Here is a 13,585-nt window from a genome sequence, read left to right on the forward strand (position 1 = left end):
GGTCGAGGCTACGCCGGGCCGGGGCGGCCCATTCACCGCACGCCTGTTCCGACCAGAGCTTCCCCGAACTAATCGAACAGGTGTGCAGTGGTAATCACTATAGATCCCTCCTCCGACAAAAGAAAAGAGGGCCTACGATGACGGTCATGCTCATCGTCCGCGGCGCCACCCTGGCCGGCCTGGCCGCCGCTGCCCGGCTGGCCAGGCTGGGCCACGAGGTGACGCTCGACGCGGCGGGCCACGTCCCTGACCCGCTCCCCCCCACAATCGTGCTGCCCGCCACCTGGCGGGACCTGTTCAAGAAATCCGGCGCCCACCTCGTCACCGCGCTCAACGGCGCCGGGCTTGAACTCACGGAGGCGCCGCCCACCAGGCACGTGCTCGGCGACGGCACCGTCCTGGAGCTACCCAGCGAGCGCGGCGCGCAGTTCTATGCGCTGTCGGACGCCTTCGGCAAGGATGAGGCGGCGCGGTGGCGGGACCTGCTCGACGACCTGATGCCGGTGTGGGAGGCCTTCCGACGCCACGCACTGGAGGGCACGGAGCCGGTGCGCACGAAACAGCAGCGCGCCGCGCTCTGGCTCGACCGCAGCGTCGCAGACGTGGCCGGCAGGCTGGGCACGCCGTTGGCCGACGTCGTGCTCGCGCTGGGCCCCGAGCGGCCCGGGATGGCGGCCCTCCCCCTCCTCCTGGAGCGGATGTTCGGGCGCTGGCAGGTCACCCGGGCGGGGGGTCCGCAGCCGGCCGACCTGCTCGTCGACCTGCTCCGGACCAGACTGGCGGAGCGCGGCGTCCGCACCGTCGAGACCTACGACGGGGAGGCCGACATCGACTGCCGTCCAGCCACTGCGAAGACCCGCTGGTGGCAGCGCCCTCCTGCGCTGGGCGTACCGATCAACGACGGCGGGCAACTACGGGCCTCGTCCGCCTCGCCGGCCGGGGCCGCACCCTGGGCGCAGTTGGCCAGCGCCGCGTTGGCGGTCTACGAGCTGCACGAGCGGCTCACCGGTGAGGACCCGCGCCCCACCAACAAGGAGTTCACTCTGCCGCGTCTGAACTGGCCGGGGCGGGGCGACGCAGCCACCGCCACAGCAGCAGGCCTGCGATGACGACGATCACGGCCACGACGGCGAGGTCCGGGATCCGCAGGCCGATCTCTCGCAGCCAGGACTCGAGGTAGAACTGCTGCGTCGCGTCCAGGATGCCGCCGATGCCGGTGGTGGCGTCGGTGGTGATGAACACGACGCCCACGCCGATGAACAGCAGCCCGGAGACGATGCCGAGCACCGAGGTGATGAACGGACCCAACTGGAGGGGGCGCGGCCGCATGCGCTCGCCCAACCTCAGCCGGTCCCACACCAGGGCCAGGACCAGGAGCGGCACCACCATGCCGGCGCCGAACAGGGCCAGCAGCAGGCCGCCGCGCACCGCGTTGCCGCCCACCGCGGCGACGGTCAGCACAGCGCCCAGCAGCGGGCCGGTGCAGGCGCCGGCCAGGCCGTAGGTCATGCCCAGCAGGATGGCGCCGAGCGGGCCTTTGGGGTCGCCGCGCTGGGTGAGACCGGGGATCGGCAGCTTGATGCCCAGCGCCATGATGAGACCGAAGATGATCAGCACGATGCCGCCCACCAGCGCGAGCGTGTCGCGGTGGGTGGTGAGCAGGCCGCCCAGCGCCCCCGCCGCCAACCCCAGCGGGACCAGCGTGAGCAGCAGGCCCAGGTAGAACAGCGCGGTGCGGCCCACGAGACGGGCGCGCCGCTGCCCGAAGGCGTAGGCGAAGAAGGCCGGCAGCACTAGGGCCGCGCACGGGCTGAGGATGGCGGCGATGCCGCCGAGGAAGGCCCCGGCGTAGCCGATGGTCATCCGAGCTTGGCGGCTTCCTGCTCGATGATGCGTTCGAACTCGGCGATGGGCTGGGCGCCGGTGAAGAACTGGGTGCCGACGACGAAGGCCGGCGTGGCGGTCACGCCCATGTCCTGCGCCTCCTGCGAGTCGTTGAGCACCGCCTGCCGGAGTGCCGACTGCTTCCAGTCCTCCTCGAACTGCACGGGGTCGAGCCCCAGATCCGCGACGATGCCCATCACGAGCTCATCCGGGATGTCGGGGTGCCCCTCGTTGGGGGTGGCGGCGAAGATCGCGTGCTGGAACTCGAAGAACTTGCCCTGCAGACCTGCGGCGCGCGCGGCCGTGGCGGCCTTGATCGACTCGTCGCCGAACAGCGCGAGGTCGCGGAACTCGACGCGCAGCGTGCCGTCGTCGACGTACTTCTGCAGCAGCGGCAGCGTCTCCTCCGCGAACACGGAGCAGAACGGGCAACGGTAATCGGCCCACTCGGTCAGCACCACCGGCGCGTCGAGCGCGCCCATCGCCATGGGGTCGCCCTCCATGCGCCGCGGGAACTCCTCGGTGACCCACCTCTCATAATCGGCCTGCTGGGCGCCGGCATCCGTGCCCTCCTCCGGCGGCGGTACGGCCTCGGCGGGATCCCCGGTGGGCACCGCTGCAGGATCCTGCGCGGCAGGCTCCTGAGCGACGGGGGCCTCCGCCGTCGGGGCCTCTGCGGCGGGCGCGGTGGACGCGGGCACCGCTTCACGGTTGGGCGCCGCCTGATCGAGCGGCCTCGTCTGCGAGAAGGCGATCAGGGCGATGACGAGCGCGACGAACACGCCGAGCACGATCCATTTGTCCGTGGTCATCGCCTTCTTCTGCTGCTGGGGGGTGCTCATGGGCTCACTCACATCACTGCCGACTCGGTTTCCCTCCCCACTCTGCCTCATGCCCCAAGCAGCGACCAACCCGGGGGATGACCAGCGACCAACCCGGGGGATGACACTGTCACCGTTGATGCGCGGACCGGTCACCCCCCGTGACCCCGGGGGTAGTAGGGTTGACTGTCTGTCTTTCACGGAGGAAGGTCTGATTTGACCAGCACATCGCGCGCTGACCTCGACCGCGAGATCGCCAAGGAACAGGCGCACGTCGACCGGGTCTACGCCAACCTGTCCACGGCCACCGCCAGCGCCAAGAACCTGGCTCGGCAGGGCCGCGAGATCTTCGTCACCGACCGCACGGATTTCCTGCGTGAGGAGATGGGCACCGCGCTGTTCGAGCGCGACGCGTTCGCCTACCAGGCCGCCAAGCGGCTGGCCATCCTCGACGCGGAGCACGAGGGCCTCGTCTTCGGCCGCGTGGACCTGACCACCGATGAGACCCGCTACATCGGGCGCATCGGCGTGCGCGACGACGACTACGAGCCGCTGGTCATCGACTGGCGCGCCCCCGCCGCCGAACCGTTCTACCGGGCCACGCCCGCCGAACCCATGCAGGTGATCCGGCGGCGGGTGCTGCGCTGCCGCGACGACAAGGTGGTGGGCCTCGAGGACGACCTCCTCGACTCCTCGGTGGAGACCGACCTGCCCATCTTCGGCGAGGGCGCGCTCATGGCGTCGCTCAGCCGCGCCCGTGGCCGCACCATGCGCGACATCGTGGCCACCATCCAGGCCGAGCAGGACGAGGCGATCCGGGCCCCCTACCAGGGCGTCACGATCATCGCCGGCGGCCCCGGCACCGGCAAGACCGTGGTGGCGCTGCACCGCGCCGCCTACCTCCTCTACACGAACCGGGCCAGGCTGGAGAAGGGCGGCGTCCTCGTCGTCGGCCCCTCCAACGTGTTCATGAACTATATCGAGCGGGTGCTGCCCAGCCTCGGCGAGGATTCCGTGACGCTGAAAGCCATCGGCGCGGTCGCCTCAGACGTGCTGGGCTTCGCCACCGAGCGGGTCGACGGCGCCGCTGCGGCCACCGTCAAGGGCTCGCTCGCCATGCAGAAGGTGCTCACCAGGCTGGTGCGCACTCCGCTGCCCGAACACGACGTCACGACCATGCGCGTCACCGTCAAGGGCGAGGTACTCAGACTGGGAGAGCAGGAACTGCACAAGATCCGCGAGCAGGTCCTCTCCAGCGTCAAACTCAACCGTGGCCGGAAGATGGCCACGGACCTGGTGCTCAACGCGCTGCTGCGCAAGTTTCCAGACGACGTCGAGATCGACCCCCACGAACTCGAGGAGCAGGTGCGCGAGCATCCCAACCTGCACTCCTTCATGGCCACCTGGTGGCCAGCGCTGAGAGCGACGCGGGTGCTGGCCAGGCTGGCAGATCCCGCCGTCGTCGACCATGTGGCGCAGAGCCTCGACGCTGGACAACGCGCCGCGCTGGTGTCGTCCTACGCCTGGCTGGCGGCGGCCGATGAGGGCGAGGAGATCGTGCGGGGTTGGTCCGTGGCAGACGTCGCTCTGCTGGACGAACTGATCCACATCCTCGGCACCCCGCCGGAGGAACAGCAGGAGATGGACGTGTTCCTCGAGGGCGGAGACGTGGCGGAGGTGCTGACCACCGCAGACATCCTGCGCCACGAGCGCCACACGGATCCGGATGAGGACCCGCAGACCACGTTCGCGCACATCCTGGTCGACGAGGGGCAGGACATCACGCCCATGCAGTGGCGGATGTTGCGCCGCCGCGGCCCCCAGTCGTCGTGGACCATCGTCGGAGACCCCGCCCAGAGCTCCTATCCCCACCAGCAGGAGACGGCCAAGGCCCTTGCCGACCTGGTGGGCCGGGCTCCCAGCCGCACCTTCACGCTCTCGACGAACTACCGCTCCCCCAGCGAGGTCTTCGAGTTCGCGGCCAAGGTCATCACCAAGGTCTTCCCCGATGCGGACCTCCCGAAGGCTGTGCGCTCCACGGGCGTCGAACCCCGCGTCGAGGCCACCACCTCCGACGGGCTGCACGAGGCGATGCGCGAGCACCTGCTCACCCTGGCGGCCAAGGTCAACGGCACGATCGGCGTGGTCGTCCCGCCGTCGCGGCTACGCGACGTCCAGTTGCATGTCTTCCGCGACGATCGGCTGGCCGCGTTCGAGGATCGCATCATCGTGGTGACTGCCCTGCAGGCCAAGGGCCTGGAATACGACGGCGTGCTGGTGGTCTCGCCCGACGAGATCATCGCCGAGGCACCGGGCGGGGTCCGCGTCCTCTATGTCGCCCTGACCCGTGCGACGCAGATGATGATCACCCTGGACGTCGACACGTCTGACTGGCGCCAACTGCTGAACTGACAACGAGGGCCCCGGTCCCTGAGCGTCGCGCCCCGCGCTGGTTGAGCCCGCGAGTTCTACGAGCGGTGTCGAAACCCCTGAAGCGTCCCCAGCACCTCTCCACAGCGGGTGCGTTCCGCCCCGGCTGGGGAAGAAGGACGCGGGTGGTCATGCTGCGCTGCGCCAAGTGTCTCGCGAGTGACGCCGCAGAAAGGGACACTGCGTAACACGCGGGCTCATAGTGGCACTCCGTGCGGTGTAGTCGCCGCACGGAGTGCCACCATGAACCGCACGAAATCGTTGTGTCAATCAGTACGTCGTCAGGGCGACGCTCAGGGACCGGTTGTGGCCGTCAGCCGACGTTCTTGAGTTCCGCGAGGATCTCGCGGGTCGCCTTGGAACGGTTCTGTGTGAAGAACTGCAGCCCGGGGGCGCCGGCGTCGAGGAGGGTGCGGCACAGCTCGAGGCAGTGGGCCAGGCCGATCTGCCGGACCTCCTCCTTCGAGCCTGCAGCACGCAGCTCGGCGACGAAGTGCTCGGGCAGCGGCTGGCCGCTCAACTCGGCGAACCGCTCGATCTGCGTGATGACGGTCAGCGGCATGATGCCGGGGATGATCGGCACATCGCAGCCCAGCGCCCGGACGCGGGCAACCATGTCGATGTAGGGCTGGGCGTCGAAGAACAGCTGGGTGATGGCGAACTCGGCGCCGGCCTCCACCTTGTCCAGCAGGATCCGCGCGTCGAGGTCCGGGTCGTTGGTGGTCTCATGCGGGTTGGCGAAGGCGGCGACACCAACGCAGAAGTCGCCCTGCTCCTTGATGAAGCGCACCAGCTCGGTGGCGTTGCGCAAGCCGTCCTCGTGGGCGACCCACTCCCCCCCACCGGGCATGTCACCGCGGATGGCCAGGATGTTGGTCACACCCACCTCACGGTAGGCGGCCAGCGCATCTGCGATGTCCGCGCGGGACTGGTCAACGCAGGTGAGGTGACCCACGGTGAGTGGTCCGTCGGCGCCGGCGATACGGCGGGTCGCGTGGATGGTGCGGTCGCGGCGCGAGCCGGTGGCGCCGTAGGTGACCGAGACGAAATCGGGCTCCAGCGGGGTGAGCGCCTCGACGGCCCGCCAGAGGATGGGCTCCTCTTCCTCAGACCTGGGTGGGTAGAACTCGAAGGAGAACAGGGGACCTTGGGCCGAGGAGAACAACTCCCCCACCGACTGTGGTCTGGAGATCGTCGAAGGCATGACTCCAACCATAGGGAAGCCTGGAGACGGTCGACTAAACTGCCCACCGTGCGCACTCCGTTTGACCCGACGTCCCCGCTGAGCCCTGAACTCCTGTCCGCCATCGGCGAAACCATCGAGGGCTTCATCGACAACCAGACGCAATTGCTGACCGAGGTGGGCGCCACCGATCTGCTGCCGATCGCACGGGAGGCGACCGCGGGCGGCAAGCGACTGCGCCCCGCCTACTGCTACTGGAGCTACGTCGCGGCCGCCGGCCAGCCCGAAGATGCGCAACCGCTGCTCGACGTGGCCAGCTCCCTGGACCTGCTGCACGTCTCCGCACTGGTGCACGACGACCTGATCGACGCCGCGGACACCCGCCGCGGCCTGCCTGCCGCCCACAAGCGCTTCGAAGCCCTGCACGGCGAGCGCGGCGGCCGCGGATCGGCCACCGAGTTCGGCGTCTCGTCGGCGATCCTCCTGGGCGACCTCCTGCTCATGTGGAGCATCGAACTGGCGGACCGCTCCGGCGCTCCGGGCCTGGACCGCGCCCGCCCGCATCTGAGCACCATGCGCTCCGAGGTGACCGCCGGGCAGTTCCTCGATGTCAGCGCCCAGTACGGCACCACAGGGGTCGCCGGAGTCGCCGAGGAACTCGACGTGGCCCGGCGCATCCTGGAGTACAAGTCCGCCAGCTACTCCATCCGTCGACCTTCCCTGATCGGCGCCGCTCTGGGTGGCGCGAGCGACCAACTGCTGGGGGCGCTCGGCGAGTTCGGCTCCGTCATCGGGCGCGCCTTCCAACTGCGCGACGACGTCCTCGGCGTCTACGGCCGCCCCGAGGTGACCGGCAAGCCCTACGGAGGCGACATCCACGAGGGCAAGCGCACCGTGCTGGTCCTCACCGCCCTGTCCAACGCCTCGGACGAGGAAGCGCGCGAGCTCAGCGACATGCTGGGCGCCGAGGGGCTCACCGACACCGATATCGACCGCGCAGCCGAGATCATCGAATCGACGGGTGCCCGGGCACACGTCGACGGCGTGATCGAGGAGAACATGCGACACGCGCTCGCTGTACTGGAGGACACAGAGATGACCGCTGACGGCCGCACCGCACTCGCGGAGCTGGCCGAGCGGAGCGTCAAGCGTGCTCACTGAGCTGGCCGGTCTCAGCCCCGCCCAGGTCGCCGAACGGGTCGCGGCCGGGCAGGTCAACGCGCTGCCGTCGCGGTCCGGCCGCAGCACGTGGAGCATCATACGCGCCAACGTCGCCACCCGCGTCAACGGCATCCTGTTCGTCCTGTTCTGTCTGGTGGCCATCACCGGCAACCTCATCCAGGGCGCGTTCGGCCTGCTGATCATCGCCAACTCCATCATCGGCATCATCCAGGAGCTCCGCGCCAAGCGGACCCTCGACAACCTGGCGGTCGTCGGCGAGGCCCACCCCATCGTCGTGCGCGACGGCGAGCGCCGGCAGATCGGGCGCGACGAGGTGGTCCTCGACGACCTCATCGCGATCTCCCCCGGTGACCAGATCGTCGTCGACGGCTCGGTGGTCTCGGCCGATTACCTGGAGGTGGATGAGTCGCTGCTGACCGGCGAGGCGGACCCCGTCGCGAAACGGTCCGGCGACCAGGTGCTCTCCGGCGCCTACGTCGTCTCCGGCACCGGCACCTACCGGGCGGAGAAGGTGGGCGCCGACGCCTACGCGGCCCAGATCACCGCGCAGGCCGCGAAGTTCACCCTCGTGTCCTCAGATCTGCGGCAGGGCATCAACAAGATCCTCAGGATCGTCAGCTACCTGCTGTTCCCGGTGGGGGCATTGGCGATCTACGTGCAGTTCAACCAGCCGGACACCACCTGGCAGGAATCCGTGCTGCGGATGGTGGCGGTGCTGGTGCCGATGGTCCCCGAGGGCCTGGTGCTGCTGACCTCGATGGCCTTCGCGCTGGGCGTCATCCGGTTGGGTCGACGCAAGTGTCTGGTCAACGAACTGCCCGCCATCGAAGGCCTCGCCCGGGTCAGCGTCGTGTGCGCGGACAAGACCGGCACGCTCACGCAGAACGCCATGACGCTGGGCGAGATCGTCGACCTCGACGATGACGCCGAACGCACCCGCCGGGTCCTCTCGCAGCTGGTGGCGGCGGATCCCGCGCCCAACGCCTCGATGCAGGCCATCACCGCAGCCGTCGAGCCGGCCGCCGAACCGTGGCCACTCACCGGGCGAGCGCCGTTCACCTCGGCCAAGAAGTGGTCCGGCATCAGCTTCGGCGCCGGCCACGGCCACTGGGTGCTGGGCGCCCCCGACGTGCTGGCCGGCGAGGGCCGTCTCGCCCGCCGCGCCGAGGAGATCGGGGCCACCGGCCGCCGGGTGCTCCTCCTGGCCGAGGCCCAACGCCCCGTCGACGGCCCCGACGCACCCGGCCCGCTGTCGCCAGTTGCGCTGCTGGTGCTCGACCAGTTGATGCGCCCCGACGCGGCCGAGACCCTCTCCTACTTCCGGGACCAGGGTGTCGAACTGAAGGTCATCTCGGGCGACAACGCGGCGTCGGTGGGTGCTGTGACGCGCTCGTTGGGCGTGACCATCGGCGACGTGGTCGACGCCCGCACGCTCCCCGCGCCCGGCGACGAGTTCAACCGGATCGTCTCCGAGGCCGATGTGTTCGGCCGGGTCACCCCCGAGCAGAAGCGGCAGATGGTCGACGCGTTGAAGGCCGATGGCCATAGCGTCGCCATGACCGGCGACGGCGTCAACGACGTGCTCGCGCTCAAGGACGCGGACCTGGGTGTCGCGATGGGTTCAGGTGCCCCCGCCACCCGTGCCGTCGCGCAGATCGTGCTGCTCGACGACAAGTTCGCCACCCTCCCCCACGTGGTGGCGGAGGGCCGGCGCGTCATCGGCAACGTCGAACGCGTCGCGAAGCTGTTCCTCACCAAGACCATCTACGCGATCACGCTCGCGTTGATCATCGGGCTGATGGGGCTGCCCAGCCCGTTCCTCCCCCTGCAGATGACGGTGGTCGGCTGGTTCACGATCGGCATCCCGGCGTTCATCCTCAGCCTCGCCCCCAATCACGAACGGGCCAGGTCTGGGTTCGTGACCCGCACCCTCGCCGTCGCGATCCCCAGTGGCCTCATCGTGGCCGCGGCCGCCATCATCACCTACGTGGTGACGCGCGGTTTCGGCGACGTCTCGGACACGGCCCAGACGCAGGCCTCCACCGCCACGCTCATCGCGCTGATCCTGACGGCCACCTGGGTGCTCTCCATCGTGGCGCGCCCCTACCAGTGGTGGCGGTTGGGCCTGGTGGCGTTCGCCTACGGCTTCTACTTCCTGGTGTTCTTCCTGCCGTTCGCGCGCAAGCCGCTCGGTCTCGACATCAGCGATCCGTGGGAGATCGCCTTCGGGATCGTGGCCGGCCTCATCGGCATGGCGCTGGTGGAGCTGACCTGGTGGGTCACCAAGGCGATCCGGCGCGAGCGGCCCCGGGTGTGGGCTCAGCGGAAGGCCGCCACCCCGTAGTCCTGCGCGCCGGGGTCGGCATCCCACGCGGCCTTGAGCGCATCTGCGATGGCCTGCGACTCGCGGAACGGGTCCGCTGCGGTGAACACCGCCGTCGAGACCGTGGCGCGCCGCGCACCCGCGGCGACGACCCGCTCGATGTTGGCCGACGCGATGCCGCCCGCCGCGAACCAGACGGGGCCCGGGGGCAGGGCCGTCGGCGGGTACTGCGTGGCCATCTCGGCGATTGCCCGGCTGGCCTCGCCGCCGACGACGGCGGGGCCGACGAAGCCGAAATCGAAGGGGTCGCCGTCAATCTTGTCGGCCCCACCCGCGTCGTCGATGGAGCGTCCCAGCAGCGCGAACTCGTGCGGCCGCCTGATGCCGAAGGGGCGCCAGCCCGGGCGCTTGAGGAACACGACATCGGCGCTGGCGGCCTCGGCCACCTCCAGATTGTCGGCCGCCACCAGCGTCTGGAGCCCGACGAGGCGGTTGCGGGCCACTCTGATCCCCTCGGCGGCCTCCTCGACGGAGCGCTCGCCCCGGGTGAGGATCAGCAGGTCCGCGCCGTGCGCGGCGAAATCCGCGGCCTCGGGACCGGAGCGCTCCGGCGGCACGACGAGCGCGAGGCGGGCCAGTCGGATACGGGTGGCGAGAGACAGTGGTGCGTTCACAAGGGCAATCTATAGCCTGCGGGGCGCGGGTGGCTGGCACTTTGCCGAGGTGACCGCGCGCCCTCCCCCGCCCGCCCGGGTGGGGAGCCTACAATCGGTTACGCAAACGGGCCCACGGCCTCCTTCCCCGACCGTGCATGGAGTGGCATGAACAGCACTTTCGACCCGTTGGTCGGGCAAGACAATCGGTTACGCAAACGGGCCCACGGCCTCCTTCCCCGACCGTGCATGGAGTGGCATGAACAGCACTTTCGACCCGTTGGTCGGCCAAGTGCTCGACGGACGCTACGAGATCGTGGCGAAGGTCGCCCGCGGAGGCATGGCCACGGTCTACCGCGCTCGCGACAGGCGCCTGTCGCGCGTCGTCGCGGTCAAGGTCATGCGCAGCGACCTGGGCGAGGACGACGAGTTCGCCGCCAAGTTCGACCGCGAGGCCCGCTCGGCAGCCGTCCTGTCCCACCCGTCGGTGGTGTCGATCTTCGACCAGGGCTCCTCGCAGGGCCAGCCGTACATCGTGATGGAGTTCATCGACGGTGAGACGCTGCGCCGGATGATCAGCCGCGACGCCCCCCTGCCCCCGGAGCGCGCGCTGGAACTGTTCGAACAGGTGGCCGCCGCTCTCGCCGCCGCCCACGAGGCCGGCGTGGTGCACCGCGACATCAAGCCCGAGAACGTGATGGTCACGCGCCGCGGGCAGCTCAAAGTGGCGGATTTCGGGCTGGCCCGCCAGGTGGGTTCGCCGCAGATGACGGCCACCGGCATCCTCGTCGGCACCGCAAGCTACCTCCCCCCTGAACTCGTGACGCACTCGCGCCCGGACGGCCGCAGCGACGTCTACTCGGCCGGCGTGGTGCTGTTCGAGCTGCTGACCGGCAAGAAGCCGCACACGGGTGAGAACAACTACCAGATCGCCTACCGGCACGTGAACGTCGACATCGAGAAGCCCTCCGAACGGCTCGCCGAGATCGGCCACCGGGCCGATTGGGACATCCCGGATTACGTGGACACGCTGGTGCTGGCCGCCACCCGACGTGACCCTCGGGCCCGCATCGCCGACGGCCGGGAACTGCTCAGCGCGGTGCGCCGGGCCCGCCAGGAGTTGGCCCGCAGCGGCGGGCACGACAACCCCACACTGGCGTCGGCGCTGCTGCCGGACAGCCCCGTGGAGAACGAGACCGAGCCCATCCGCCCGCGCACGGCGGACCGGCCCCGGCCGTCGCCGTCGGGCTCACCCCCCACCGTCGTCATCCACCGCGATGAGCAGTGGCGCCCGGCCAGCCGGGAACCCCACCCAGCCCAGCGTCCCACCCCCATCGAAAGGCCCGAGCCCGTGTCACCACGCCCGGCCGTGGCCACGCAGCCACGGAGCCAACGCACGCCTGTGTTCCCCAACCTCCACATCTCCGACGACCCGGTGCACCGCCGGCGCAGAGGCGTCGCCCTGCTCCTCCTGGTGCTGCTCATCGCCGGCGCCGCCGGCCTCGGGTCCTGGTGGTGGCTCGACGGACGGTTCACGACGGTGCCCGCCATGGCCACCCTGAACGAGACCAAGGCCAGGGAGGCGGCCGAGGCCAACGCGCTGACCGTGCACACCACCGACGAGTACTCCGAAACCGTGCCCGCGGGTGTGGTCATCGACACGGACCCGGGGGCAGGCGAACGGCTGTTCCGCGGTTCCGACGTGACGCTGGTGCTGTCCAAGGGCCCCGAGCGCTATCCCGCGCCGACGTTGGTCGGGCTGGGGCGCGAGGAGGCGGCGCAGGCGATCCGCGAGCACTTCATCGTGGGCACCATCACGGAGACGTACTCCGAGACCGTGCCAGTTGACCAGGTGATCTCCGCTTCCCAGGAGGCGGGCGCGCAGCTCAAGCCGGGCACCACCATCGAGATGACGGTCTCGAAGGGTAAGGAGCCCATCCGGATCCCGGACCATGTGGGCGGCAACGCCGACAAGGCCGTCGAGGAGCTCAAGGAGCTGGGCTTCGAGGTGAAAGTCGAGGAGGAGAATTCCGCCGAGGTGGAGGCCGGGCGCATCATCCGGCAGGACCCGCGGGACGGCACCGGCCACCGCGGCGGGCAGATCACGCTGGTGAAGTCCCTGGGGCCGGTCATGGTGACGGTGCCGGACGTCTTCATGAAGAGCACCGCCGAGGCCACCCAGGCCCTGGAGGACCTTGATCTGGTGGTCAAGCTGGAACGCAGCTCGAACTTCCCCATCCCGCTGGACCTCGCCAACGGCACGGATCCGGCCGCCGGCACCGAGGTCGCCGTGGGCACCACCGTGACCCTCTTCTACGCCTGAGCGGCCCGGCTGGCACACTGTGGCACGGAGGTGGATCCATGAGTGCGGGGCTACGTGGTGGCCATGCCGCTGCCCCGGTCGCTGCCGCCCGGGGTCGTCGGCGAGGTGGCCGACACCCGCGTCGGGGATATCGGCCCGTTCCTGGAGGTGGGCGCCCACCGGGCCTCCTCCCAGGATTATGACTACACCCAGGAGTTGATCGCCGCCGTCGGGCCGCACCTGCGCCCGGGATACCGCATCAGCGTCGATCACGACAACGTCGTCCTCGTGCACGCGCCAAAGGACGCCGACGGCCTCGAGGCCGCCGTCGAGCAGTTGGCCGCGGTGCGCACCGCGCTGCTCTCCTCGCCTGTGGCCCAGCGCCCGGGCCCGCCGGCACCCGCCTCGCTGAGCTTCTACGAGCGCCCGGAGTGGGTCTACATCGTCCGCGACGATTCCTACCTGCGGCAGGTCAACCACTCCAGCGGCGGATCCAACCATCAGGCCCACGACATCATCTATGCGGACAATGGCGGGTTGCCGTTCCTCAGGCTGCGGCACACCTGGCAGACCCAGTACACCCGCACGGACGCCAACGGCAACCGGCGCACGGAGACCCGCGACCACGCAGAGATCCTCTGCGAGTTCCGAGGGCGGCCACTGGCTCCCCGCCGACATCGACCGCGCGTCACGCTTCCTGCACGGCTTCTTCGGCCACGTGCCCGATGTCGTCTACCAGCAACTGGGTGCGTGGCCCCGCCCCATCCCGGACATCGAAGACATCAACCCTGAGCCCACAACAGGGCC

The 13,585-nt window shown here is 69.8% G+C and carries 10 protein-coding genes; 6 read left to right on the plus strand and 4 right to left on the minus strand.

Annotated elements, in window-relative coordinates:
• Nucleotides 1–146 precede the first annotated feature (146 nt).
• Nucleotides 147–1,109, plus strand: a complete 963-nt coding sequence (locus BN1186_RS14075) for a hypothetical protein (protein WP_139651129.1) — start codon at nt 147–149, stop codon at nt 1,107–1,109.
• Here the strand turns inward: BN1186_RS14075 and BN1186_RS14080 are convergent.
• Together BN1186_RS14080 and BN1186_RS14085 are read right to left on the minus strand one after the other, a co-directional pair.
• Nucleotides 1,039–1,863, minus strand: coding sequence for a cytochrome c biogenesis CcdA family protein (locus BN1186_RS14080; RefSeq protein WP_040284583.1), 825 nt, complete (start codon nt 1,861–1,863; stop codon nt 1,039–1,041). The two genes, BN1186_RS14075 and BN1186_RS14080, sit on opposite strands and share 71 nt — an antisense overlap.
• A complete protein-coding gene (locus BN1186_RS14085; protein WP_052460194.1) occupies nt 1,860–2,726 on the minus strand; it encodes a DsbA family protein in 867 nt (288 codons plus the stop codon). Before BN1186_RS14085 ends, BN1186_RS14080 begins: the two co-directional genes overlap by 4 nt.
• Nucleotides 2,727–2,921: 195 nt before the next feature.
• On the opposite strand from BN1186_RS14085, the gene BN1186_RS14090 reads away from it, so the two are divergent.
• Nucleotides 2,922–5,117 (plus strand): HelD family protein, encoded by a 2,196-nt coding sequence (locus BN1186_RS14090; RefSeq protein ID WP_040284584.1) that lies wholly within the window; start codon nt 2,922–2,924, stop codon nt 5,115–5,117.
• Between the two features lie 331 nt (nt 5,118–5,448).
• Here BN1186_RS14090 and BN1186_RS14095 read toward each other — a convergent pair whose 3' ends face one another.
• Nucleotides 5,449–6,339 (minus strand): methylenetetrahydrofolate reductase, encoded by an 891-nt coding sequence (locus BN1186_RS14095; RefSeq protein WP_040284585.1) that lies wholly within the window; start codon nt 6,337–6,339, stop codon nt 5,449–5,451.
• Between the two features lie 48 nt (nt 6,340–6,387).
• On the opposite strand from BN1186_RS14095, the gene BN1186_RS14100 reads away from it, so the two are divergent.
• Entirely contained in the window at nt 6,388–7,479 is a 1,092-nt protein-coding gene (locus tag BN1186_RS14100; RefSeq protein ID WP_040284586.1) for a polyprenyl synthetase family protein, read from the plus strand.
• Complete coding sequence (locus BN1186_RS14105) at nt 7,469–9,844, plus strand: HAD-IC family P-type ATPase (protein ID WP_040284587.1); 2,376 nt, start codon at nt 7,469–7,471, stop codon at nt 9,842–9,844. The genes BN1186_RS14100 and BN1186_RS14105 overlap by 11 nt, the downstream gene beginning before the upstream one ends.
• Here the strand turns inward: BN1186_RS14105 and BN1186_RS14110 are convergent.
• Nucleotides 9,820–10,497, minus strand: a complete 678-nt coding sequence (locus tag BN1186_RS14110) for a thiamine phosphate synthase (RefSeq protein ID WP_040284588.1) — start codon at nt 10,495–10,497, stop codon at nt 9,820–9,822. The two genes, BN1186_RS14105 and BN1186_RS14110, sit on opposite strands and share 25 nt — an antisense overlap.
• Nucleotides 10,498–10,735: 238 nt before the next feature.
• Between BN1186_RS14110 and pknB the strand changes: the two genes are divergently transcribed.
• Nucleotides 10,736–12,799, plus strand: coding sequence for a Stk1 family PASTA domain-containing Ser/Thr kinase (gene pknB / locus BN1186_RS14115; protein ID WP_040284589.1), 2,064 nt, complete (start codon nt 10,736–10,738; stop codon nt 12,797–12,799).
• 42 nt (nt 12,800–12,841) lie between these two features.
• Nucleotides 12,842–13,570 carry a hypothetical protein gene (locus BN1186_RS14120; protein WP_040284590.1) on the plus strand — a complete coding sequence of 243 codons (729 nt, stop codon included), beginning with the start codon at nt 12,842–12,844 and terminating at the stop codon, nt 13,568–13,570.
• Nucleotides 13,571–13,585: the final 15 nt, after the last annotated feature.

The sequence above is a fragment of the Tessaracoccus massiliensis genome, assembly GCF_000826065.2.
Taxonomy (GTDB): domain Bacteria; phylum Actinomycetota; class Actinomycetes; order Propionibacteriales; family Propionibacteriaceae; genus Arachnia; species Arachnia massiliensis_A.